This is a genomic window from Massilia timonae CCUG 45783 (assembly GCF_000315425.1).
Lineage (GTDB): Bacteria > Pseudomonadota > Gammaproteobacteria > Burkholderiales > Burkholderiaceae_D > Telluria > Telluria timonae.
The window spans coordinates 266,424-288,417 of sequence record NZ_JH992923.1 but is presented as its reverse complement, the minus strand read 5'-3'; the positions used below and the strand labels follow the sequence as shown (position 1 = coordinate 288,417).

The 21,994-nt window shown below is 65.4% G+C and carries 24 protein-coding genes and 1 pseudogene; 7 read left to right on the top strand and 18 right to left on the bottom strand.

The window, feature by feature from the left end; all coding sequences use genetic code 11:
• Positions 1-103 precede the first annotated feature (103 nt).
• From HMPREF9710_RS11435 to HMPREF9710_RS11425, 4 genes and pseudogenes are all read left to right on the top strand, one after another.
• A complete protein-coding gene (locus HMPREF9710_RS11435; RefSeq protein ID WP_229409781.1) occupies positions 104-1,093 on the top strand; it encodes a sensor histidine kinase in 990 nt (329 codons plus the stop codon).
• Positions 1,081-1,350: pseudogene (locus tag HMPREF9710_RS28520) on the top strand (LytR/AlgR family response regulator transcription factor); the annotation flags it as partial. The gene HMPREF9710_RS11435 and the pseudogene HMPREF9710_RS28520, both read left to right, overlap by 13 nt.
• Before the next feature lie 97 nt (positions 1,351-1,447).
• The gene (locus tag HMPREF9710_RS28515) at positions 1,448-1,768 is read left to right on the top strand and encodes a LytTR family DNA-binding domain-containing protein (protein WP_005666478.1); all 321 of its coding nucleotides are present in this window, start codon (positions 1,448-1,450) and stop codon (positions 1,766-1,768) included.
• A gap of 79 nt (positions 1,769-1,847) precedes the next feature.
• Complete coding sequence (locus HMPREF9710_RS11425) at positions 1,848-3,068, top strand: acyltransferase family protein (protein WP_005666476.1); 1,221 nt, start codon at positions 1,848-1,850, stop codon at positions 3,066-3,068.
• Here the strand turns inward: HMPREF9710_RS11425 and HMPREF9710_RS11420 are convergent, their stop codons facing one another.
• Positions 3,069-3,656: a phasin family protein gene (locus HMPREF9710_RS11420; protein ID WP_005666475.1), complete on the bottom strand. Its 588-nt coding sequence runs from the start codon at positions 3,654-3,656 to the stop codon at positions 3,069-3,071. It abuts the gene before it with no gap.
• 197 nt (positions 3,657-3,853) lie between these two features.
• On the opposite strand from HMPREF9710_RS11420, the gene HMPREF9710_RS11415 reads away from it, so the two are divergent.
• A complete protein-coding gene (locus HMPREF9710_RS11415) occupies positions 3,854-4,666 on the top strand; it encodes a hypothetical protein (RefSeq protein ID WP_005666473.1) in 813 nt (270 codons plus the stop codon).
• Between the two features lie 48 nt (positions 4,667-4,714).
• Here the strand turns inward: HMPREF9710_RS11415 and HMPREF9710_RS11410 are convergent, their stop codons facing one another.
• Together HMPREF9710_RS11410 and HMPREF9710_RS11405 are read right to left on the bottom strand one after the other, a co-directional pair.
• Complete coding sequence (locus HMPREF9710_RS11410; RefSeq protein WP_005666472.1) at positions 4,715-5,626, bottom strand: ion transporter; 912 nt, start codon at positions 5,624-5,626, stop codon at positions 4,715-4,717.
• 33 nt (positions 5,627-5,659) lie between these two features.
• Entirely contained in the window at positions 5,660-6,214 is a 555-nt protein-coding gene (locus HMPREF9710_RS11405) for an NADPH-dependent FMN reductase (RefSeq protein ID WP_005666471.1), read from the bottom strand.
• A gap of 292 nt (positions 6,215-6,506) precedes the next feature.
• On the opposite strand from HMPREF9710_RS11405, the gene HMPREF9710_RS11400 reads away from it, so the two are divergent.
• Together HMPREF9710_RS11400 and HMPREF9710_RS11395 are read left to right on the top strand one after the other, a co-directional pair.
• Positions 6,507-6,866 (top strand): NADH-quinone oxidoreductase subunit A, encoded by a 360-nt coding sequence (locus tag HMPREF9710_RS11400; protein WP_005666469.1) that lies wholly within the window; start codon positions 6,507-6,509, stop codon positions 6,864-6,866.
• A 6-nt stretch (positions 6,867-6,872) separates the two neighbouring features.
• Complete coding sequence (locus HMPREF9710_RS11395; protein WP_005666467.1) at positions 6,873-7,058, top strand: hypothetical protein; 186 nt, start codon at positions 6,873-6,875, stop codon at positions 7,056-7,058.
• 36 nt (positions 7,059-7,094) lie between these two features.
• Here the strand turns inward: HMPREF9710_RS11395 and HMPREF9710_RS11390 are convergent, their stop codons facing one another.
• The 15 genes from HMPREF9710_RS11390 to nuoG all read right to left on the bottom strand — a co-directional run bounded on the left by HMPREF9710_RS11390 (position 7,095) and on the right by nuoG (position 21,989).
• The gene (locus HMPREF9710_RS11390; RefSeq protein ID WP_005666464.1) at positions 7,095-7,403 is read right to left on the bottom strand and encodes a hypothetical protein; all 309 of its coding nucleotides are present in this window, start codon (positions 7,401-7,403) and stop codon (positions 7,095-7,097) included.
• Between the two features lie 2 nt (positions 7,404-7,405).
• Positions 7,406-8,686: an MFS transporter gene (locus HMPREF9710_RS11385; RefSeq protein ID WP_005666463.1), complete on the bottom strand. Its 1,281-nt coding sequence runs from the start codon at positions 8,684-8,686 to the stop codon at positions 7,406-7,408.
• Positions 8,687-8,739: 53 nt separating this feature from the next.
• Complete coding sequence (gene ispF, locus HMPREF9710_RS11380) at positions 8,740-9,261, bottom strand: 2-C-methyl-D-erythritol 2,4-cyclodiphosphate synthase (protein ID WP_005666461.1); 522 nt, start codon at positions 9,259-9,261, stop codon at positions 8,740-8,742.
• A gap of 19 nt (positions 9,262-9,280) precedes the next feature.
• On the bottom strand, positions 9,281-10,018 hold the full coding sequence (gene ispD, locus HMPREF9710_RS11375; RefSeq protein ID WP_005666459.1) for a 2-C-methyl-D-erythritol 4-phosphate cytidylyltransferase: 738 nt from the start codon (positions 10,016-10,018) through the stop codon (positions 9,281-9,283).
• The gene (locus tag HMPREF9710_RS11370; RefSeq protein ID WP_040776130.1) at positions 10,015-10,728 is read right to left on the bottom strand and encodes a membrane protein; all 714 of its coding nucleotides are present in this window, start codon (positions 10,726-10,728) and stop codon (positions 10,015-10,017) included. The genes ispD and HMPREF9710_RS11370 overlap by 4 nt, the downstream gene beginning before the upstream one ends.
• Before the next feature lie 5 nt (positions 10,729-10,733).
• Complete coding sequence (locus HMPREF9710_RS11365; RefSeq protein WP_040776449.1) at positions 10,734-11,291, bottom strand: NUDIX domain-containing protein; 558 nt, start codon at positions 11,289-11,291, stop codon at positions 10,734-10,736.
• Positions 11,292-11,513: 222 nt separating this feature from the next.
• Positions 11,514-11,837 carry a DUF2818 family protein gene (locus tag HMPREF9710_RS11360; protein WP_005666453.1) on the bottom strand — a complete coding sequence of 108 codons (324 nt, stop codon included), beginning with the start codon at positions 11,835-11,837 and terminating at the stop codon, positions 11,514-11,516.
• Between the two features lie 10 nt (positions 11,838-11,847).
• On the bottom strand, positions 11,848-13,362 hold the full coding sequence (gene nuoN / locus HMPREF9710_RS11355) for an NADH-quinone oxidoreductase subunit NuoN (RefSeq protein WP_005666451.1): 1,515 nt from the start codon (positions 13,360-13,362) through the stop codon (positions 11,848-11,850).
• Positions 13,363-13,368: 6 nt separating this feature from the next.
• A complete protein-coding gene (locus HMPREF9710_RS11350) occupies positions 13,369-14,871 on the bottom strand; it encodes an NADH-quinone oxidoreductase subunit M (RefSeq protein WP_005666449.1) in 1,503 nt (500 codons plus the stop codon).
• Positions 14,872-14,893: 22 nt separating this feature from the next.
• A complete protein-coding gene (nuoL, locus tag HMPREF9710_RS11345; RefSeq protein ID WP_005666447.1) occupies positions 14,894-17,008 on the bottom strand; it encodes an NADH-quinone oxidoreductase subunit L in 2,115 nt (704 codons plus the stop codon).
• 39 nt (positions 17,009-17,047) lie between these two features.
• Positions 17,048-17,356 (bottom strand): NADH-quinone oxidoreductase subunit NuoK, encoded by a 309-nt coding sequence (nuoK, locus tag HMPREF9710_RS11340; RefSeq protein ID WP_005666445.1) that lies wholly within the window; start codon positions 17,354-17,356, stop codon positions 17,048-17,050.
• On the bottom strand, positions 17,353-18,033 hold the full coding sequence (locus HMPREF9710_RS11335) for an NADH-quinone oxidoreductase subunit J (RefSeq protein ID WP_005666444.1): 681 nt from the start codon (positions 18,031-18,033) through the stop codon (positions 17,353-17,355). Before HMPREF9710_RS11335 ends, nuoK begins: the two co-directional genes overlap by 4 nt.
• A gap of 23 nt (positions 18,034-18,056) precedes the next feature.
• Positions 18,057-18,545, bottom strand: coding sequence for an NADH-quinone oxidoreductase subunit NuoI (gene nuoI / locus HMPREF9710_RS11330; protein ID WP_005666441.1), 489 nt, complete (start codon positions 18,543-18,545; stop codon positions 18,057-18,059).
• Positions 18,546-18,555: 10 nt separating this feature from the next.
• The gene (nuoH, locus tag HMPREF9710_RS11325) at positions 18,556-19,647 is read right to left on the bottom strand and encodes an NADH-quinone oxidoreductase subunit NuoH (protein ID WP_005666438.1); all 1,092 of its coding nucleotides are present in this window, start codon (positions 19,645-19,647) and stop codon (positions 18,556-18,558) included.
• Positions 19,647-21,989: an NADH-quinone oxidoreductase subunit NuoG gene (nuoG, locus tag HMPREF9710_RS11320; protein WP_005666436.1), complete on the bottom strand. Its 2,343-nt coding sequence runs from the start codon at positions 21,987-21,989 to the stop codon at positions 19,647-19,649. The genes nuoH and nuoG overlap by 1 nt, the downstream gene beginning before the upstream one ends.
• Between the last annotated feature and the right edge of the window lie 5 nt (positions 21,990-21,994).

Sequence of the window (21,994 nt, the reverse complement as noted above, 5' to 3'; positions counted from 1 at the left end):
GGCACGGCAATGGTCACCAATTGTCACATTTACCACGGCGCGCCGTTTTGACAAGCGTGGGCCGATGCACGATGATCGGGTCTTTCTCAGATGGAACCCATCCGTGCCCTCTTTTTCACACCGCGCAAACCGCAGCCTCATCGTCGCCGGCATTGCCTGGATGCTGTTCTGGAGCCTGATGGTGCTGGTCGCGCTGGAAGACTATCGGCGCGACGGCGGCACGGCCCTATGGCAACCGGTGTTGTGGGAGACCTCGTCCGCGGTGGTGGCGACGCTCCTGTTCCTGGTCCAGCGCCGGTCAAGCAGCGGCGACGATGCGCTGGTCGCCACGCCCCGGCGCTGGTTCGGCCGGCAACTTCGCTGGCTGCCGCTGTACTGGTTCGGCTTCACGCCCATCGTGTTCGCGATCCGGCACGGCATCTATGCGCTGGCCGGCGTCCGCTACGAACACCAACCCTGGTCCGACGTCTTCGTCTACGAGGCGCTCAAGATCTCGGTGTTCTTCGGCCTGTTCACGACGATCGGCTTCGGCCTCCTGTCCTACCGCGAAATGATGAAGGAGCGCGTGCGCGCCGAGCAGGCCGGCGCGCTGCTGCGCGAAGCCCAGCTCGAACGCCTGACGCGCCAGATGCAGCCGCACTTCCTGTTCAACGCGCTGAACACGATCTCTTCCCTGATGCATACCGACGTGGCGCGCGACGAGCTGCGCCTGGCCCAGGGCTATGCGGCGGTGATGGCCGAGCGCTTCGAGGGACGGGTGACGCTGGCGTGGGACGTCGACCCGGCCGTGCTTGACGTGATGCTGCCCGCCATCAGCCTGCAACCGCTGCTCGAGAACGTGTTCAAGCACACCGTTGGACGGCGCCGCGAGGCGACCGCGATCCGGGTCGCGGCCGCCGTCGACGGCGGCGCCATGGTGCTGCGGGTCGAGGACGACGGCGGCATGCTGGAAGAATCGAGCGCGCCCGGCATCACGGTGGCCAACCTGCGCACGCGGCTGGCCGCCCTGCACGGAGAACACGCGAGCCTGGCCTTGGTCGCATTGGCGCCGGCTGGCGTGCGCGCGGAAATGAGGCTGCCATGCACGTGCTGATCGTCGACGACGAACGCCCGGCGCGCGACCGGCTGCGCCGCATGCTGGCTTTGGCGCCAGGCATCGCGTCGGTGCGCGAAGCGGTCGATGGCGTCGAGGCCCTGCGCATGGTCGAGAGCGAACGGCCGGATGCGCTGCTGCTCGATATCGAGATGCCGGAGCTCTCGGGCATCGACCTGGCCGCCTCGCTGCCGGCGCCGGCGCCGCTGGTGGTGTTCGTCACCGCCCATGAGGATTATGCGCTGCGCGCCTTCGACAGCGAAGCGGTGGACTATCTGCTCAAGCCCTTCGACCAGGAACGCCTGCACCGGGCGCTCGAACGGCTGCGCGCGCGCCTGGCGGCGCCAGTTGCTGGTGAGCGAACGCGGCGCGACGCGCGTGGTGCAGGTGGCCGATATCGAGTGGCTCGAGACGGCCGACAACTACGTGGCGCTGCACACGTGCGCCGGCGCCCCGCTGCTGCGCCAGACCCTCGGCGCCCTGCTCGGCCAGCTGGGAAGCGCCTTCATGCGCTGCCACCGGCGCGCGGCGGTGCGCCTGTCGGCCATCGTGCGCATCGAACCGCTCGACAAGGGCGATTGCGAACTGGTGCTGCGCAGCGGCGCGCGGGTGCCATGCAGCCGCCAGCACCGCCCCGCCCTGCTCGCACGCCTGGACCCGGCTCGCCCCACGTAAGGCCCGGTTCGCCCCCTGGCGCTGGCAGCGATCCCGCCTGCGCGCGATGCTGGCGTCTCCATCATCACCAGAGCGCGCCATGCAGCCAACCACTTCCGCCGGCAATCACCGCCTGTATTTCCTCGACTGGGTCCGCATCCTGGCCTTCTTCGTTCTGATCGCCTACCACGTGGGCATGTACTACGTGAGCTGGGGCTGGCACGTGAAGAGTCCGCATGCCGGCGCCGGTCCGGAACCGTTCATGCTGCTGTCCTCGCCGTGGCGCCTGAGCCTGCTGTTCTTCGTGGCCGGCGCGGCCTCGCATTTCTTGCTGCGCAAGATGGCGCCGGGGACCTTCGTGCGCCGGCGCAGCCTGCGCCTGCTGCTGCCGCTGCTGTTCGGCATGCTGGTCATCGTGCCGCCGCAGCCCTGGCTGGAGGTGGTCGAAAAGCTTGGCTACGCCGACGGTTTCATGGCGTTCATGCGCCTGTACCTCGTCGGCTACGGCGGCTTCTGCCAGGACGGCTGCCTGGTCTTGCCGACCTGGAACCACCTGTGGTTCGTCGCCTACCTGTGGGTGTACACGCTGGTGCTGGCCGCCTGCGCGGCATTGCTGGGCAACGCCCGCATCGAGGCGCTGGCCGCGCGCAGCGCCGGCATGGTGCGCGGCTGGCAGCTGATCGCGCTGCCGGCGCTGTTCCTGGCGATCGTGCGCATTTTGCTGGCCGACCGCTTCCCGAGCACCCACGCCCTGGTCGACGACTGGTTCAATCACGCCACCTACCTGCCGATGTTCCTGCTCGGCGCCCTGGTGGCGCGCAGCCGCCCGGTGTGGGAACACATGGAGAGCGTGCGCTGGAGCGCCCTCGGCATTGCGCTGGCCGGATGGGCCGCACTCGTGGCCTGGCACGCCGCCCCGCACCATGAACACAGCGCGCAGATGATGGCGTTCTGGGTCCCCGTGATGCGTTGCGTGTATGCGCTGTGCGCCTGGAGCGCCATCCTCGCCGCCTGCGGTTTCGCGCGCCGCCACCTGGACCGCGACGGGCCGGCGCGCCGCTACCTGACCGATGCGGTGTTCCCGGTCTATATCGCGCACCAGACCCTGATCGTCGTGATGGCCCATGCTTTCAAGCCGCTGGGCCTGGCGCCCGGCGTCGAGGCCCTGCTGCTGATGGTCCTGACCGCGACCGGCAGCTTCGCGCTGTACGAAGCCGTGCGCCGTATGCGCTGGGTGCGCCCGCTGTTCGGCCTGGCGCCAGAGGCGAGAACGGGAGGCATGCCGCCCCTGGCGCACGGCCAGGCGACGGCGCCGCGCTGATCAGTGTGTCGCCAGCGCCTGGCGTCCCTGCTGGCCGGCCTGGAGCGCCTGCGTGGTCTGCTGGGCCGCCTGCTGGCTGGTCTGCTGGGCCGGCTGCGCCGCGCCGTCGGCGCGCGCGTTGCCTGCACCATCGGCGCGCGTGAACGGGTCGGTCATGGTGCGCAGCGCCTCCTGCTGGCTACGAATGCCGCGCTCGGTTTCCTCGGCCGAGGTGCGCGCCACCTCGTCGACCACGGCGCGCGCGGTGCGGGTGGTGGCCTGCACGTGCTGCTCGGCCACGCGCGCCAGCTCGACCTGGGCGTCGGTGGCCAGGCGCGAAACGTGCTGCTGGTAGGCGCGCAGCTTTTCGGTGGCCGGCTGGGCCCGCGCCGAGGCCGCGCCCAGCAGTTCGGACTGGCGGTCGACATTCAGCACGTGCTGGCTGGCCAGCGTGGTCTCCTCGAGCATGGTCTGGGCCAGCTGGATGTTGAGTTCACACATCTGCTGGAAGGAACGGAACAGGGATTTGGACATGTCGTTGACGAAGGCGGTCTGGGCGTCCAGGTGGGTGCGCACGGCCGGCGTCACGGATTGCGGAAACGGATACATGCAAAGCCTCTCTTTGAGTGGAATTGAACGTGAAATGAATGAGTCGCGTGCCTGGGCACGAACAACGAACATTAAAGCGCTACCGTTCCTGCACAGTTGAGGTGCACCAAACGTGCAGGCTCCCTGATATTCGGGCTGGCCCGATCCTTGCATGTCAGAAAGCACCCTGGATTCCAAGGGCTTTGTGGGAGGTAAAGATGATTGGACAGAACGATGTAGTCGAATTCGCGGGCACGCCCGGGCGCACGGTCCGCGTGCTGTGGATCGACAAGCCGCGGGCGCTGGCCTGGACCTATCAACTGGGCAGCCATGCGGCCATGCCCGAGCCGACGCCGCTGGCGGTGCTGGAAGAAGCGCTGGCGTCCGGCCAGGCGCGGCGCCTGCTGGTCGACCCGTTCGCGGCGGCGCCGCCGCGCGAACCGGTGCCGCAGGGCTACCTGAACCTGCAGGCCAAGGCCTGGTCGGCCGTGCGCGCCCTGCACGCCGACCGCCACGCACTGTACGATCCGCGCCAGCGCGCCACGCTGATGGCCGCCTACGCCGCCGCCCACGGCATGTCGAAATCGAGCATCCTGCGCTACCTGCGCCGCTACTGGGAGCGCGGCCAGACGCCCGACGCCCTGCTGCCGGACTACGGCAATTCGGGCGCGCCGGGCCGCACCCGCGCGGTCACGGCCGGCATCAAGCGCGGACGCCCGCGCAAGGGCGTCGGCACCGGCACCAATGCCGACGAGCGGATGCGCGCGATCTTCCGCGCCGCCGCCGCGCGCTATGCGGCCAGCCATGACGGCTTCTCGCGCCGCGCCGCCTATCGCCAGATGCTGGAGGACTTCTTCCAGGACGTCGACGCCGGCGCGCTGCCCAGCTTCGGCCAGTTCAATTACTGGCTCGAGCGCGACGCCGCCGTCCCGCCGCCGGTCACGCTGGCGCGCCCGGCGCCGCCGCGCCCACCGGTGCATGCACCGATGCATGCACCGTCGCGGTTCACGCAGCACGCCGCCATGGCCTGAGCGATCGCGGTGCACCGCACGCCGTCATGGTGCGCGGTGCGCGTAGCGCTACCCTTGCGCCGGCGCCAGCGGCGCGCCGCAATCCTTGCAGAAGTGGGCGCGCGGATCGTGGTCGCCGCTGCCGCAGGCGCCGCACTGGCGCGGCGTGCCGCGCGGGGCGTGGCGCGACATCTTCTGCGACGTCATCTCGGCCGAGACGATCCCCGTGGGCACCGCCAGGATGCCCCAGCCCAGCAGCACCATGAACGAGGCGATCGCCTTGCCCACCGGCGTGTGCGGCACGATGTCGCCGTAGCCGACGGTGGTGATGGTCACCGTGGCCCAGTACATCGACATCGGAATGCTGGTGAAGCCGTTCTCCGGCCCCTCGACCACGTACATCACGGTGCCGAGGATCAGGATCAGCATCAGCACCACCGACAGGAACACCATGATCTTGCGCCGGCTGGCGACCAGGGCTTCGCCCAGGCGCGTGTATTCCTCGATGTACAGGGTCAGCTTGAAGATGCGGAATACGCGCAGCAGGCGCAGGATGCGCACGTCCAGGAACACCTGGCTGCCGGGCAGCAGCAGCGACAGGTAGGTCGGCAGCACCGACACCACGTCGATGATCCCGTAGAAGCTGCGCGCATAGCGCAGCGGGCGCTGCACGCACACCAGGCGCGCGATGTATTCGATCGTAAACAGCAGCGTGAAGCCCCATTCGAGCACCGAGGTCACGCCTGAATACTGGCTGTAGATGGCCGGCACGCTGTCGAGGATCACGACCAGGATGCTGAGCAGGATCAGGATCACCAGCACGATGTCGAAGCGGCGCCCGGCCGGGGTGTCGGTGCCGAAGATGACGTCGAACATGCGCGCGCGCCAGCCGTCCGGCGGTCGGCCCAGCAGCGTGGGCAGGTCGCGCGGCGGCGTCGGCACGAACTTGCTGTCGATCTTGCTGTCGGTCGCGCGGATCATCTGGGGTCGAGTCCCGCCGGCGAAGGCGAACCCTTATCTGGCATGCTGCTCCACCCAGGCGGCAAAGGCGGCCATGAATTTCTGGAAGAAGGCGCGCGACGATTCGTCGACCAGCTCATCCCCCTCGTACTTGCCGGCGACGCCGCCGACATAGGCTTCCGGCGCCGGCATGGTCGGCATGTTCAGGAACGGCAGCATCTGGCGCAGGTGGTGGTTGGCGCCGAAACCGCCCAGCGCGCCCGGCGAGACGCTGACGATGGCGCAGGGCTTGTCGGCGAAGGCCGCCTTGCCGTAGGGGCGCGAGCCGACGTCGATCGCGTTCTTCAACGCGCCCGGCACCGAGCGGTTGTATTCCGGGGTGCAGAACAGGATGCCGTCGGCCTGGCGGATGGCGTCGCGAAAGGCCGCGAACGCGCTTGGGGGCGGATCGGTCTCGTCGTCCTCGTTATACAGCGGCAGGTCGCGCAGCTCGACGATCGCGAGCTCGAGTCCTTGCGGCGCCAGCGCGATCAGGCTATGGGCGACGCGGCGGGTGTACGAGTCCTTGCGCAGGCTGCCGACGAGGACGGCGATTTTTTTCGAGGCCATGATATTCCTTTATGGGATGAGGTCGTTTTGCCAACCTCCGATGATAGCGGCTTTCGTTCGCGCGGTGCGTCGCACACGGAAAACACCTGTAAATACCCTCGTAAACACAGCAACTGCATGGTAACTGCACGGAAATGCCTGGTTGGCAACAGGATCATATCCAGTTAGAATCGGGCCCGACCTTGCCCGTCGGGGCCGCATGCGATGCCGGACCGACACGGCGCAGCGTTCCAGGAAGGAACACCGCACTACCGACTTTATCAACCCACGCGCCTGATCGCGCAGCAGAACCATGAACCTCGAAGAATACTTCCCCGTCCTCATGTTCATCATCATCGGCATCCTGGTCGGTGTCGCGCCCCAGGTCCTGGGCCGCGTCCTGGGGCCGCATCGCCCCGATGAACAGAAGCTGTCCGCCTACGAGTGCGGCTTCGAGGCCTTCGGCGACGCCCGCATGCAGTTCGACGTGCGCTTCTACCTGGTCGCGATCCTGTTCATCCTGTTCGACCTGGAAGTGGCCTTCCTGGTGCCGTGGGCGGTCGTCGTCACCGATATCGGCTCGACCGGTTTCTGGGCCATGATGGTGTTCCTGGGCCTGTTGACCATCGGCCTGGCCTACGAGTGGAAAAAAGGCGCGCTGGACTGGGACTGATCGGCCATGGACGCCATGCTGTTCGTGAACCTGGTGATCGGCATCGGCCTGCTCGACGCCGCCTGGCGCTCGCATAAGAACGCCAGGCCGCGCACGGCGGCGCTGCTGGCGACCATCGCCGGCGCCGGCATCGCCCTGAGCCTGTTCGTGCTGGCCACCGGGACCGGCGTCCCTCCTCCCAGCGTCGACTAGACCGCGACGGCCGCGCTCCGCGGCCTTTTTTTTCGCCTACAGCCGCAGGCGCCGGTACATCTCCAGGAAGCGCTTCACCTGCGGCTTGCTCATGACGGCCACCGGGTCGCCATGCCAGGCATACAGGAAAGGCTCGCCCCCCTGGCGGTCGGAGATGCGCACCGACAGCAGGAAGCGCGTGCCCAGGGGATAGCGCGCCGTATCGAGCAGGCTGCGCGAACACTGCACCCGCATATCGGTCGCGAAGGCTTGCCCCGACACCGGCCGGATGCGCGGCTTGCCGGTGCGCGCATCCAATGCCGATTCGACCGCCACCTCGCGGTAAGCCCAGGCGTCGCGCGCCACGCCTAGGCCCCCGCCAGCTTGGGCGGGCGCACCACCGCCGCTTCGCGGATCGGCAGGTTCACCAGGGCCGCGGCCAGCGCCAGCGCCATGTCTGCATACCACATCCAGCTGTAGTCGCCCGTGTGCACGATGGCCAGGCCGCCCAGCCAGGCGCCGAAGAAGCCGCCGATCTGGTGCGACAGCAGGGTCATGCCGAACAGCGTGGCCAGGTAGCGCACGCCGAACAGCTTGCCGACCAGGCCGGCCGTCGGCGGCACGGTGGCCAGCCAGGTGGCCCCGAGCGCGGCGGCGAACAGGTAGAAGGTCCATGCGGTCTTCGGCGCCAGCAGGTACAAGGCGACCAGCACGGCGCGGCTGGCATAGATCCAGAACAGCAGCGACTTCATGCGGTAGCGCGAAGCCAGCATCCCGGCGCCCAGGCTGCCGGCGATGTTGAACAGGCCGATCAGCGCCAGGGCCGTGGCCGAGACGCTGGCCGGCAGGCCGCACAGCGCGACCTCGCCCGGCAGGTGGGTGACCAGGAAGGCGATGTGGAAGCCGCAGGTGAAGAAGCCCAGGTGCAGGCAGATATAGCTGCGGTCGCGCATGGCCTGGCGCAGCTGCTGGCCGAGCGAGACCGAAGGCGGAGCCGGCTGGGACGCGGCAGGCGCGGCGCCGGCAGGACTGACGGGAGAGGCAGCGGCGGCTTTCCTGCCGCGCAGCGGCCAGGCCAGCGGAATGGTCAGCAAGGTGGCGGCGGCCATGGTGAGCATGGCCCAGATCCAGCCGGCGCCGGCGATGATGGCGCCCATCAGCGGCGCGAACACGAACTGGCCGAAAGAGCCGCCGGCGTTGATGAAACCCGAGGCGAAGGCGCGCCGCTCGGCGGGCAGGCGCTGGGCGGTAGCGCCGATCAGGATCGAGAAGCTGCCGGCGCCGGCCCCGGCCGCCGAGAGAAAGCCCATGGTCAGCAGCAGCGCCCACTGCGAATCGACGAAGGGCGTGGCGGCGGTGCCCGCCGCCAGCATCAGGCCGCCGAGGGCGATCACCCTGCCCGGCCCGTACTTGTCGGCGACGGCGCCGAAGACCGGCTGGGCCGCGCCCCACATCAGCTGGGCCACCGCCATCACGAAACTGATGCTGGCCACGCCGAGCCCGGTCGCGGTGTTCAGCGGCGACAGGAACAGGCCGCTGGTCAGCCGCGCGCCCATCGTGATCATCATGATGGCGCTGGCGACCAGGATCAGGGTCCAGGCCGCGCGCGGAGAGGGATCGAACGGCGGTGTCGGGTTGGCGTTGGTCATCAGGCAATTATAGATTGCCTTTTCGACCTTTGCCGAAGCCCGTCAATACCGCTTCAAGACGCCTCGTTGGCGGCCCGGATCAGCAGCGCGGTCGAGTGCGCCGCCATGCCTTCTTCGCGGCCCAGGTAACCCAGCTTTTCGTTGGTCTTGGCCTTGATGTTCACCTGCTGCGGCGACACGCCCAGGTCTTCGGCGATGCGCGAGACCATCAGCGGGATGTGCGGCGCCATCTTCGGCTGCTGGGCGATGATGGTGGCGTCGATATTGCCGATGGTGTAGCCCGAGTTCAACACCCGGTGCGCGACTTCGCGCAGCAGGGTGCGCGAATCGGCGCCGGCGAACATCGGGTCGGTGTCCGGGAAGTGCTTGCCGATGTCCCCCAGCGCAGCCGCGCCCAGCAGCGAATCGATGATCGCATGCAGCAGCACGTCGGCGTCGGAATGGCCCAGCAGGCCCAGGCGGTGCGGAATGGTGACGCCGCCGACGATCAGCTTGCGGCCTTCGACCAGCGCGTGGTTGTCGTAGCCGGTGCCGATGCGAAACGGAGGATGGGGGTTGTAGGATGCGAGTGCCATGGTGTGTGGTTCGTGTCGGTCAAATGGTGGAATCGAGCGCCAGGTACATCTCGGCGATGCGGATGTCGGATGGCAGCGTGACTTTCAGGTTGCGCGGATGGCCTTCGACCAGTCGCGGGGCCAGGCCCAGCGCCTCGACGGCGCTGGCGTCGTCGGTGATCGCGGCCGGGTCGAGCGCCGCGTCGAGCGCGCGGCACAGCAGCGCGTAGGAAAACATTTGCGGGGTCTGGGCCAGCCACAGCCCGTCGCGCGGGACGGTGGCGACGCCGTCGTCGCCCCGGCGCTTGACGGTATCGACCACCGGCAGCGCCAGCAGGCCGCCGGCCGCGTGGTCGCCGGTCTCGACGATCAGGCGTTCGATCAGCGCGGCGTTCAGCCCCGGCCGGGCGGCGTCGTGCACCAGCACGCGGTCTTGTGCGCCGAGCACGCCGGCCAGCGCATGCAGGCCGTTGCGGATCGACTCCATGCGGGTGGCGCCGCCGCAGCGCAGCACGGTGACCCGGCTGCCCGGCTCCCTTGCGTCGGGCAGCACGCCGTCGATGAAGGGGTCGTCCGCGCTCACCACCACATAGGTGTGGGCGATGAGCGGGCTGGATAGAAACGCGTCGACCGTGTGACGCAGCATGGGCTTGGCGCCGATGGCCAGGTATTGCTTGGGACTGCCGGCCGCCATGCGGGCGCCGACGCCGGCCGCCGGAATGAGGGCGACATGCTGCTGCACTGCCGTGTTCGTTTCGTTTGCTTGTTCGGTGGTCATGAACTGCTTCGTGATGCCTGTCTAAGCAAAGACTGTACCTCACCTGCGCAAACCTTGCCCAGGCGGGCGTATTCCTGCGGCGTATCAATGGCCGCCTGCAATACTTCGACTTTTTCCATCTCACGTTTAATGTAGGGCATCCAGCTGCGGTCGACTTCGCGCTGGAGCAGAGATCGTGCCTGGCCGATCGGCGCATACAACGGCTTGCCGGCGAAGCGCGCCGCCAGGCGGGCGCGCACGATGGCTTCGGCCTTCGGCAGGAAATCCTGGTAGGTCTGCAGGTGGCGCATCTCGTGGGCCAGCACTTCCCGGTACGAACACGATCCCGGCGGAAACTCGCGGCTGACATAGATCACGATCGGCGCGTAATACAGGTTGACGTCCATGCGCGGCGCCACGCATTCGTAGCCGCTGGCCCCGTCCGTCAACATGCGCCCGCCGACCTTGATGCTCACCCGGGCCTCGGTATGCGTCAGGCCCAGCACCCAGGACCCACGGCGCACGCTGCCTTTCAGGCGGGTCAGGTCGAAGTAGGAACGCGTGTTGTCGATGCGGTAGCCTTCGCTGCGGCTGGACAGGACCGAGATCGTCTCGCCGATGGTGTCCTCGCATTGCGCCTGGAACGGGGTGCGGGCCTGGGCTACTGCCGGGGCGGCGGCCAGAATCCCCAACGCGGCCGACAGCAAGGCCAGGCTCCGACACGGCCGCATGATGGTCAGGCAGGCGTCCAGTCGCCGGCCAGGATCTTCTCGAGCCAGAAGGTGCCGATGATCGTTTTCACGTCCGTGATCTCGCCCTTGCGCACCATCTCGAGCAGCTCGGGCACGGTGGCGCTGAAGAGCTCCAGGAATTCGCCCGCGTCGAGCTGCTGTTCGCCCGCGCTCAGGTCTTCGGCCACGAAGATCTCGAGGTGCTCGTCCGAATAGGCGATCGCGTTATGGATGGTGCAGACGAAGCGCCAGCGTCCCGCCGTGTAGCCGGTTTCTTCCCTGAGCTCGCGCTTCGCGCATTCGAGGTGGTCTTCGCCCGGGTCGATCTTCCCGGCCGGGAATTCGATGAAGACCTGCGAGTTCGGATAGCGGAACTGGCGCTCGAGCAGCACCCGGCCGTCGGGCAGCAGCGGCAGGATCACGACCGCACCAGGGTGACGGAAGAACTCGCGCTGGCTCTCCGAGCCGTCCGGCAGGCGGATGCGGTCTTTCTCGACTTTCAGGAAATGGCCGTCGTAGACGACGCCGCCGTCGATGCGGGTTTCTTTCAGATCCGACACTATGGACTCCATACGATACGCAGATAGTGAGAATCATAAGCCAAACGCACTGACAGCGGAGCCTGCACTGCTTCCAGATTCGTTGGCCCAAAAACGTCTTTTTTGGCACTGCAAAAAAAGACTTCCCGCGGAGGCGGGAACCCAAGTGTGCTCGCGTTATCGATACGCTGACAAACTTAGGTTCCCGCCTGCGCGGGAACGACGTGCTTGCTTTACCTAACTAATCTAGCGCCGCTTGCGCATATACCGCAGCACGAAGCCCGGAAACGCCAGCACCAGGAACATGCAGCCGGTGACCGCATAAAACTCCCAGGTCTGCACGAACACCGAACCGATGCGCGATTCCAGCAGCTTGGCGACCAGGCCGACCACGAAGTACAGCACCACCAGCTCGAGCAGGCGCAGCGCGAAGACCTTGTTGCGCGGCTCCCCTGCCCCCTTGCCGCCGGGGACCGGCACGAGCCCGAACAGGCGCTCGTTCACGAACGGCAGATTGGCCCCCGCCAGCGCGAGGGCAATCACCAGCAATGCGGCCAGCGAGCTATCCATATGGCCAGCCTCAGTTCGCCAGGGTCGCCTGCATGGCGCTGTAGCAGATCGCCAGCAGGCCGCCCGGGACGATGCCCAGCACGACGATGGCGACGCCGTTAAGCGACATGATGACGCGCATGTCCGTCGGGGTCGAGATGGCGGCGGTGTCCACCGCTTCGTCGAACCAGATCGTCTTGACGATGCGCAGGTAGTAGAACGCGCCGATCAGCGAGAACATCACGGCCACGACGGCCAGCCACACCATGCCGGCGTTGGCGACGGCCTGGATCACGGCGTACTTGGCGATGAAGCCCACCATCGGCGGCACGCCGGCCAGCGAGAACATCAGGATCGTGGCGACAATCGCGAACCATGGGCTGCGCTTGCCGAGACCCTTGAAGTCGCTGATCAGTTCCGCCTCGTGGCCGGCGCGCGCCAGCATCATGATCAGGCCGAAGGTGCCCACCGTGGTCAGCACGTAGATGATGGTGTAGTACATCGCGGCGCTGTAGGCAGCGGCGGCATTGGTGGTGTCGCCGTCGACGTTGCCGACCACCAGGGCCAGCACCACGAAGCCCATCTGCGCGATGGTCGAATACGCCAACATGCGCTTGATATTGGTCTGCGCGATCGCGGTGACGTTACCGAAGGCCAGCGACAGCACGGCGACCACCAGCAGCATCTGCTGCCAGTCGAAGGCCATCGACGGCAGCGCTTCGGCCAGCAGGCGGATCACGATGGCGAAGGTGGCGATCTTCGGCGCGCCGCCCAGCAGCAGGGTCACGGCGGTCGGCGAACCCTGCACGACGTCCGGCACCCACATGTGGAACGGCACCACGCCCAGCTTGAAAGCCAGGCCGGCCACCACGAACACCAGGCCGAACACCAGGATGGTGCGATTCGCGCCTTCGGCTGCGGTGATCTGGGCGATCGCATTGATGTCGAGCGAACCGGTCGCGCCGTAGATCATCGAGATGCCGTACAGCAGGAAGCCCGATGCCAGGGCGCCGAGGATGAAGTACTTCATCGCGGCTTCGGTCGAGACCGCGTGGTCGCGGCGCAGCGCAACCAGCGCGTACAGCGACAGCGACATCAGTTCCAGGCCCAGGTAGATCGACAGCATGCTGTTACCCGAGATCATGATCATCTGGCCCAGCATCGAGAACAGCGCGAGCGAATAGAACTCGCCGCCCAGGTTACCCGACATCATGCCGCGGTCGCCGGCGTACTGGCGCGAGTAGACGATGGTCATGGCCGTGGCCAGGTAGGTGAACAGCTTGAGCAGGTTCGACATCGGATCCGACACGTACATATGACTGAACGTATAGACAGTCGCGCCGCCGTTGAAGTCGATAAAGGAAAAGATCGCGCAGCCGCCGATCGCCAGCAGCGACAGGCCATAGGTCAGGTTGCGCTTGCCTTCCTTCAGGAACAGGTCGATCAGCAAGATCGCGGACGTCGCGATCAGCAGGAAGATTTCGGCATAGACCGGCGCCAGATTGGTGTCGGCAGCCGATAACAGGGTCGAGTTCATTTCATTCATGGCGTTTTATTGAGGCACTTTGCTGACTGCGACGTGCTGAAGCAGGTCGGTGACCGACACTTGCAGGGTCTCGGCGATCGGCGCCGGGTACAGGCCCATCGCCAGGGTGGCGATTGCCAGCACCGACAGGATGGCGAACTCGCGACCGTTCAGGTCGGTCAGCTCGGCGACTTTCTTGTTGGCGACAGGGCCGAACACGACGCGCTTGACCATCCACAGCGAGTAAGCCGCGCCCAGGATCAGGGCGGTGCCCGATGCGACGCCGGTCCAGAAGTTGAACTCGACCGCGCCCAGGATCACCATGAACTCGCCGATGAAGCCCGAGGTCGCCGGCAGGCCGGCATTGGCCATCGAGAACAGCACGGCGAAGGCGGCGAACTTCGGCATGGTGTTGACCACGCCGCCGTAGTCGGCGATTTCACGCGAGTGCACGCGGTCGTACAGCACGCCGATGCACAGGAACATCGCGCCCGACACGAAGCCGTGCGAGATCGCCTGCATCAGGCCGCCCTGCACGCCCAGGTCGTTGAACATGAAGAAGCCCAGGGTCACGAAGCCCATGTGCGCGATCGACGAATAGGCGACCAGTTTCTTCATGTCTTTCTGCACCAGGGCCACCAGGCCGATGTAGATCACGGCCACCAGCGACAGACCGATGACGACCGGCGCCAGGTATTGCGATGCGTCCGGGGTGATCGGCAGCGAGAACCGCAGGAAACCGTAGGCGCCCAGCTTCAGCATGATCGCGGCCAGCACGACCGAACCGCCGGTCGGCGCTTCGACGTGGGCATCCGGCAGCCAGGTGTGCACCGGCCACATCGGCACTTTCACGGCGAAGGCCATGAAGAAGGCGATGAAGATCAGGATCTGCTCTTTCATCGTCAGCGGCAACTGATGCCAGGCCAGGATGTCGAACGTTTGCGACTGGGTGTACAGGTAGACGATCGCGACCAGGGTCAGCAGCGAACCGAAGAAGGTGTACAGGAAGAACTTGAATGCCGCATACACCCGGTTCGGGCCGCCGAACACGCCGATGATGATGTACATCGGGATCAGGGTGGCTTCGAAGAAGAAGTAGAACAGCAGGCCGTCCAGCGCGCAGAACACGCCGATCATCAGGCCCGACAGGATCAGGAACGAGCCCATGTACTGGGCCACGCGCTCTTCGATCACCTGCCACGCCGCCAGCACCACGATGATGGTGATGAAGGCGGTCAGCGGCACGAACCACAGCGACAGGCCGTCCACGCCGAGGCGGTAGAAGACGTTGAAGCGCTCGATCCAGGCCGCCTGTTCATAGAACTGCATGCCGTGGGCGGCGTTGTCGAAATTGGCGATCAGCGGGATCGTCGGCAGCAGGCTGACGACGGCGCCGACCAGCGACATCATGCGCACCATCCCGGCGTTCTTGTCGCGGCCGATGGCCAGGACCAGCACGCCGAACAGGATCGGGAGCCAGATCGCCAGGCTCAGGTACGGTGGAAACGTAGAAATTGTTGACTGCATCATTTTTCTTTATCTCTGCCTGTGATTAACCGCGCCAGAACGGGAAGAAGTACAGCATCGCTGCCAGTACGCCGACGATCATCACGAACGCATAGTGATAGATGTAACCGGTCTGCGCGCGCTTGGTGATGGTCGAGAACCAGGCCACCAGTTTGGCGCTGCCGTTGACGACCAGGCCGTCGATCAGGCCGCGGTCGCCGACATTCCACAGGCCCTTGCCCACGCCGAGTGCGCCGCCAGCGAAGAACTTCTGGTTGAACGCATCCATGTAGTACTTGTTGTCCAGCAGGGTGTGCAGCGGCTTGAGCTTGGCGTAGAACCAGGCCGGCACGCGCGGATTGACCATATAGCAGTAGTAGGCGGCAACGACGCCTGCCAGTGCCAGCCAGAACGGTGCGGTCTGCAGGCCGTGCAGGGCCATCGCGCCGGCGCCATGGAACATCTCGCCCAGTTCCGCCATCGCAGGGTGAGCAGGATTGACGGTGATCACGCCATCGAAGAAGTTACCGTGCAACATAGGACCGATCGCCAGGTAGCCGACGATGACCGACGGGATCGCCAGCAGGATCAGCGGCAAGGTCACGACCCAAGGCGACTCGTGCGGCTTCTGGCCCGGGGCCAGACCGTGGTGGTGATGGTCGTCGTGCGCGTCTTCCTCATGGTGCGCGCCCGAATCGTGCAGTGCGTGCGGATCGGCGTGGTCGTGCGCGGCGGCTTTGGCATGCGCATGATCGTCATGATGATCGTGTGCATGTGCCTTGCCAAAACGCTCTTCGCCATGGAACACCAGGAAATACATACGGAACGAGTAGAACGCCGTGACGAACACGCCGGCCAGCACCGCGAAGTTGGCGAAGCCCGAGCCCGGCAGGTTACTTGCGTGCACCGCCTCGATGATCGAGTCCTTCGAGTAGAAGCCCGAGAACAATGGGGTACCGATCAGGGCCAGCGAACCGATCAGCGAAGTGATCCAGGTGATCGGCATGTACTTGCGCAGGCCGCCCATGTTGCGCATGTCCTGGTCGTGGTGCATGCCGATGATGACCGAGCCGGCGCCAAGGAACAGCAGCGCCTTGAAGAAGGCGTGGGTCATCAGGTGGAAGGCGGCGACCGAGTAGGCCGACACGCCCAGCGCCACGGTCATGTAACCGAGCTGCGACAAGGTCGAGTAAGCGACCACGCGCTTGATGTCGTTCTGGATGATGCCCAGGAAGCCCATGAACAGCGCGGTGATCGAACCGATGACGATGATGAAGGAGAGTGCGCCATCCGACAGCTCGAACAGCGGCGACATGCGCGACACCATGAAGATGCCGGCGGTAACCATGGTCGCGGCGTGGATCAGTGCCGAGATCGGGGTCGGGCCTTCCATCGAGTCAGGCAGCCACACGTGCAGCGGGAACTGCGCCGACTTGCCCATCGCGCCGATGAACAGGCAGATGCAGGCGGCGGTCAGCAGTGGCCAGTCGGTGCCCGGCACGGTCATGGTGGCCAACTGGTCGGCTTGCGCGAACACTTCGGTGTAGTTCATCGAACCCGACGCGGCCAGCAGCAGGCCGATGCCGAGGATGAAGCCGAAGTCGCCGACACGGTTGACCAGGAAGGCCTTCATGTTGGCGAAGATCGCGGTCGGACGGGTATACCAGAAGCCGATCAGGAGGTACGAGACCAGACCCACCGCTTCCCAGCCGAAGAACAGCTGCAGGAAGTTGTTGGACATGACCAGCATCAGCATCGCGAACGTGAACAGCGAGATGTACGAGAAGAAGCGGTTGTAGCCGTCGTCTTCCGCCATATAGCCGATCGTGTAGATGTGGACCATCAGCGACACCGAGGTCACGACGCACATCATCATCGCGGTCAGGGTGTCGATCTGGAAGCCGACGGCGAGCTTCAGCGTGCCGACCGTCATCCAGGTGTAGATGTCTTCATTCAGCTTGAAGCCGTCGAGCGTGGCCATCAGGGTCTGCACCGAGATGATCAGCGCGATCAGCACGCCCAGGATGGTCGCCGTATGCGACACCTTGCGACCGACCACATTGCCCAGGAACTTGGTACCGAGCAGGCCGGCGATCGCCGAGCCTGCCAGCGGCGCCAGAGGCACCGCCAGTAAGAGTGAGGTTGAAATTTGCCCCGCCATGTTGAACCTTATTCGTTATGTGTTATCGAGACGAGCTCATCAGCCTTTAAGGCTGTCGAGGTCTTCCACGTTGATCGTGTCCAGGTTACGGAACAGGACCACCAGGATTGCCAGGCCGATTGCGGATTCGGCGGCAGCGACGGTCAGGATGAAGAACACGAAAATCTGCCCCGCCGCGTCGCCCAGGTAATGGGAAAACGCGATGAAGTTCAGGTTCACCGCCAGCAGCATCAATTCGATGGCCATCAGCAGGATGATGATGTTTTTCCGGTTCAGGAAGATGCCGACCACCGAGATCGCGAACAGGATCGCGCCCAGGATCAGGTAGTGTGCGAGCGACAAGGTCATTTTGGCTCCTTCGGTTCTGCGGCGGCAGCGGCAGCAGCAGCGGCTGCGGCGGCCTTCTCGACGTTCGCTGCGTCGATGGCGCGCTGGTTGACCGTTTCGACCTTGACGATCTTCAGGCGGTCGTTACGCTTGACGCGAACCGCTTGGCCCGGGTCGATGGCTTTGGTGTCCTTGCGCTTGCGCAGGGTCAGGGCGACGGCGGCGATGATCGCCACCAGCAGCACCACGGCGGCGATCTCGAAGCCGTAGATGTACTTGGTGTAGATCTGCAGGCCCAGTTCCTTGGTGCCGCCAATGTTCAGGGCGGCCGCTTCGGGCGTCTGCTCGAAGTCGACGAAACCGCGCCACAGCACGGCGGCCATCTCCAGCACGATCAGGGCGCCGATGCCGGACGCCAGGGGCAGATAGCCCCAGAAGCCTTCGCGCATGCGGTCGATATTAATGTCGAGCATCATGACGACGAAGAGGAACAGCACCATGACGGCGCCCACATAGACCAGCACCAGCACGATGGCGAGGAATTCGGCCTTCAGCAGCAGCCAGATGCCGGCCGCGTTGAAGAAGGCCAGCACCAGGAACAGCGCGGCGTGGACCGGATTCTTGGCGGTGATGACGCGCAGTGCGGCCAGCACCATGATGGCCGCAAACACGTAGAACAGAACAGTTGTAAATGTCATGACTTACCCAGGACCCTTATGTTTTAGCGGTACTTCGCGTCCGCCTCGCGGGCGGCGGCGATGTCGGCTTCGTAGCGGTCGCCGACGGCGAGCAGCATCTCTTTGGTGTAGTAGAGATCGCCGCGTTTCTCGCCGTGGTATTCCAGCACGTGGGTTTCCACGATCGAGTCGACCGGGCACGATTCTTCGCAGAAGCCGCAGAAGATGCACTTGGTCAGGTCGATGTCGTAGCGCGTGGTGCGGCGGGTGCCGTCATCGCGCTGCGCTGATTCGATCGTGATCGCCATGGCCGGGCACACCGCTTCGCACAGCTTGCAGGCGATGCAGCGCTCTTCCCCGTTGGGGTAGCGACGCAGCGCATGCAGGCCGCGGAAGCGGTTCGACATGGGGGTCTTTTCTTCCGGGTACTGGACCGTGATCTTGCGCGACAGCGCATATTTCCCGGTCAGGGCAAGGCCCTTGATCAACTCGGTCAGCATCAGGCTACCGAGGATTTCTTTCATTCTGGACATTGTGCGTTCCTTACTTCCAAATATTCCACGGCGTCTGCATCCAGACGGCGACGACGACCAGCCAGATCAGGGTCAGCGGGATGAACACTTTCCAGCCCAGGCGCATGATCTGGTCATAGCGGTAGCGTGGGAAGGTACCGCGCACCCAGATGAAGAAGGTCACGAACAGGAAGGCCTTCAGGAACAGCCAGAAGAAGCCGATGAAGCCGCCAATGGTGCCGCCCACTTCGAGGAAGGCGAACGGCGCCGACCAGCCGCCCATGAAGAACAGCGAAGCCAGGGTACCGATCAGGATCATGTTGCCGTATTCGGCCAGCATGAACATCGCGTACGACATGCCCGAGTACTCGACCATGTGGCCGGCCACGATTTCCGATTCGCCTTCGATCACGTCGAACGGGTGACGACCGCACTCGGCCAGGCCCGACACGAGGTAGATGATGAACAGCGGGAACAGCGGCAGCCAGTTCCACGACAGGAAATTGATGCCCATGTCGGCGAACATGCCCACTTGCTGGCCGGCGACGATGCCCGACAGGTTCAGGGTGCCCGACACCATCAGCACGACCACCAGCACGAAGCCCATCGGGATTTCGTACGAGATCATCTGGGCCGAGGCGCGCATCGCGCCCATGAACGAGTACTTCGAGTTCGAGGCCCAGCCGGCGATGATGATGCCGTAGACTTCGACCGAGGTGATCGCCAGCAGCAGCAGCACGCCGGCGTTGACGTCGGCCAGCGCGAACTGCGGGCCGAACGGCACCACCGACCAGGCGGCCAGCGCCGGCATGATGGTCATGATCGGGCCGATGACGAACAGGTTGCGGTTCGCCTTGGCCGGGATCACGATTTCCTTGATCAGCAGCTTCAGGCCGTCGGCCATCGGCTGCAGCAGGCCGCCAGGGCCGACGCGGTTCGGGCCGATACGGATCTGGATCCAGCCGATGAATTTACGTTCCCACAGGGTGGCGTAGGCGATCGCGATCATCAGCGGCGCGACGACGGCGACGATCTTGATGATGGTCCAGACCAGCGGCCAGACCGGGCCGAGCAGGTCGGCGCCGCCGGCGTTGAATGAATCGATGTAACCGGGCGTTGCCATTACTTGCCCTCCCCTGCTTTTTCAACTTGGATGGAACCGAACATGGCGCCCAGGCCGCTCACAGCCGGATGGCCGGCGGCGACACGCACCGCGTTCGACGGCAGCGTCTTGTCGATATTGGCGACCAGGACGGCCGAGCCGCTACCCTGGGTGACCTTGACCTTGTCGCCGGCGTTCACGCCGATCGATTCGGCGACGGCCTTCGACAGGGTCACCAGCGGCGCATTCGCGTCGGCGGTGCGCTGCAGCGGCTCGGAGCGGCGGGCCAGCGCATCGGTGAAGTACACCGGCACGTCGGTCAGGCGCTCGAGCTGACCGGCCGGGGCATAGCTGCCCGCGGTTGGCGCCAGGCTCGCCTTGTTGCTCAGCTTGGCCGACAGGTCGGTATTGCCCTTGCCGAAGGCTTCGTCGCGGATCGATTCCGAGGTCTCGTAGTCGAAGCCGGTCAGGCCCAGCAGGTTGCCCAGCACGCGCAGCACTTTCCAGGCTGGACGCGCGTCGCCCAGCGGACGCACGGTGCCGTTGAAGCTCTGTGCGCGGCCTTCGCAGTTGACAAAAGTGCCCGAGGTTTCCGAGAACGGCGCGATCGGCAGCAGCACGTCGGCGTAGTCCATGCCGTGCTTGAAGGCCGACATCGCGACCACCATTTCGGCCTGCTGCAGCGCGGCGACGGCTTGCTGCGGGTTGGCCGCATCCAGTTCCGGTTCCGCGTTCAGCAGCACATAGGCTTTCTTCGGCGTCGCGAACAGCGATTCCTTCTTGCCCGAGGTGGCGCCCACCAGGTGGCCGCCGACCGAGTTGGCGGCTTCGACCAGGTAGCCGAACGAGCAACCGGTCTGCTCGGCGATCCATTGCGCCGCGGCGTGGATCTTCGAGGCTTGCGGGTGTTGTGCGGCGGCGTTGCCCAGCAGGATCGCGCCCGGCACCTCGACGTCACCGACGACGACCAGCGAGGCGGCGATGGCTTTCGCCTGCTCCGACGCTTCGATGTTCTCGAAGCCGGCCGGGACGGCGATGTTCTTGTCGGCGGCGATGGCGACCACGACTTCCGACAGGGCGACCAGCCAGTCGCTCGGTGCGGCGACCAGCTTGTGAGCGACCTTCATCAGCAGTTCTTCATCGCTGCCACCCAGCACCGACAGACGCAGGCCGGCCTTGGTGGCGGCGCGCAGGCGGGTGGTGGCCAGCGGGTGATCCTTGCGCAGGAAGGAACCGATGACCAGCGCGCGCTTCAGCGTCGACAGTTGCGCGATCGGCATGCCGAGCCATGGGGTCACCTGGCCGTCCAGTGCGAAATCGCTCTGGCGCAGGCGGAAGTCGACGTTCTCCGAACCGAAGCCACGGAAGGCCTTGTTCAGCAGGTACAGTTCTTCCACGGTCGAGTGGGCGGTGGCGACGGCCGCGAGGCTGTCGGCGCCGTGCTCGTGGCGGATATTGCGCAGGCCGTGGGCGACATATTCAAGGGCGGTCGACCACTCGGTCTCGATCCACTTGTTGTCCTGCTTGATCATCGGCTTGGTGAGACGATCGGCATTGTCCAGCGCCTCGTACGAGAAACGCTCCTTGTCCGACAGCCAGCACTCGTTGACCGCTTCGTTCTCGAGCGGCAGCACGCGCATCACCTTGCCGCCCTTGACCTGGACGATCAGGTTGGCGCCCAGCGAATCGTGCGGCGACACCGACTTGCGGCGCTGCAGTTCCCATGGACGTGCCGAGTAGCGGAACGGCTTGCTGGTCAGCGCGCCGACCGGGCACAGGTCGATCATGTTGCCAGACACTTCCGAGTCGACGGTCTTGCCGACGAAGGTGGTGATCTCGGAGTGCTCGCCGCGGCCCAGCATGCCGAATTCCATGACGCCGGCTACTTCCTGGCCGAAACGCACGCAACGGGTGCACTGGATGCAGCGCGACATCTCTTCCATCGAGATCAGCGGACCGGCCTCTTTCGGGGCCACCACGCGTTTTTCTTCTTCGTAGCGCGAGCCGCTCTTGCCGTAGCCGACGGCCAGGTCCTGCAGCTGGCATTCGCCGCCCTGGTCGCAGATCGGGCAATCCAGCGGGTGGTTAATGAGCAGAAATTCCATCACCGACTTCTGCGCCTGCACGGCCTTGTCGCTGTGGCTGCGCACGACCATGCCCGGCGAGACCGGGGTGGCGCAGGCTGGCAGCGGCTTCGGCGCCTTTTCCACTTCGACCAGGCACATGCGGCAGTTCGCGGCGATCGACAATTTCTTGTGATAGCAGAAGTGCGGGATGTAGGTGCCGAGTTTGTTTGCGGCGTCCATCACCATGGAACCTGGTGGGACTTCGACTTTCTTGCCGTCTAATTCGATTTCAACCATTTGAT

Coding starts and splice junctions, on each gene's coding strand:
- HMPREF9710_RS11425 (WP_005666476.1), top strand. CDS start 1,848: ATGCAGCCAACCACTTCCGCCGGCAATCACCGCCTGTATTTCCTCGAC.
- HMPREF9710_RS11420 (WP_005666475.1), bottom strand. CDS start 3,656: ATGTATCCGTTTCCGCAATCCGTGACGCCGGCCGTGCGCACCCACCTG.
- HMPREF9710_RS11415 (WP_005666473.1), top strand. CDS start 3,854: ATGATTGGACAGAACGATGTAGTCGAATTCGCGGGCACGCCCGGGCGC.
- HMPREF9710_RS11410 (WP_005666472.1), bottom strand. CDS start 5,626: ATGATCCGCGCGACCGACAGCAAGATCGACAGCAAGTTCGTGCCGACG.
- HMPREF9710_RS11405 (WP_005666471.1), bottom strand. CDS start 6,214: ATGGCCTCGAAAAAAATCGCCGTCCTCGTCGGCAGCCTGCGCAAGGAC.
- HMPREF9710_RS11400 (WP_005666469.1), top strand. CDS start 6,507: ATGAACCTCGAAGAATACTTCCCCGTCCTCATGTTCATCATCATCGGC.
- HMPREF9710_RS11395 (WP_005666467.1), top strand. CDS start 6,873: ATGGACGCCATGCTGTTCGTGAACCTGGTGATCGGCATCGGCCTGCTC.
- HMPREF9710_RS11385 (WP_005666463.1), bottom strand. CDS start 8,686: ATGACCAACGCCAACCCGACACCGCCGTTCGATCCCTCTCCGCGCGCG.
- ispF (WP_005666461.1), bottom strand. CDS start 9,261: ATGGCACTCGCATCCTACAACCCCCATCCTCCGTTTCGCATCGGCACC.
- ispD (WP_005666459.1), bottom strand. CDS start 10,018: ATGACCACCGAACAAGCAAACGAAACGAACACGGCAGTGCAGCAGCAT.
- HMPREF9710_RS11370 (WP_040776130.1), bottom strand. CDS start 10,728: ATGCGGCCGTGTCGGAGCCTGGCCTTGCTGTCGGCCGCGTTGGGGATT.
- HMPREF9710_RS11360 (WP_005666453.1), bottom strand. CDS start 11,837: ATGGATAGCTCGCTGGCCGCATTGCTGGTGATTGCCCTCGCGCTGGCG.
- nuoN (WP_005666451.1), bottom strand. CDS start 13,362: ATGAATGAAATGAACTCGACCCTGTTATCGGCTGCCGACACCAATCTG.
- HMPREF9710_RS11350 (WP_005666449.1), bottom strand. CDS start 14,871: ATGATGCAGTCAACAATTTCTACGTTTCCACCGTACCTGAGCCTGGCG.
- nuoL (WP_005666447.1), bottom strand. CDS start 17,008: ATGGCGGGGCAAATTTCAACCTCACTCTTACTGGCGGTGCCTCTGGCG.
- nuoK (WP_005666445.1), bottom strand. CDS start 17,356: ATGACCTTGTCGCTCGCACACTACCTGATCCTGGGCGCGATCCTGTTC.
- HMPREF9710_RS11335 (WP_005666444.1), bottom strand. CDS start 18,033: ATGACATTTACAACTGTTCTGTTCTACGTGTTTGCGGCCATCATGGTG.
- nuoI (WP_005666441.1), bottom strand. CDS start 18,545: ATGTCCAGAATGAAAGAAATCCTCGGTAGCCTGATGCTGACCGAGTTG.
- nuoH (WP_005666438.1), bottom strand. CDS start 19,647: ATGGCAACGCCCGGTTACATCGATTCATTCAACGCCGGCGGCGCCGAC.
- nuoG (WP_005666436.1), bottom strand. CDS start 21,989: ATGGTTGAAATCGAATTAGACGGCAAGAAAGTCGAAGTCCCACCAGGT.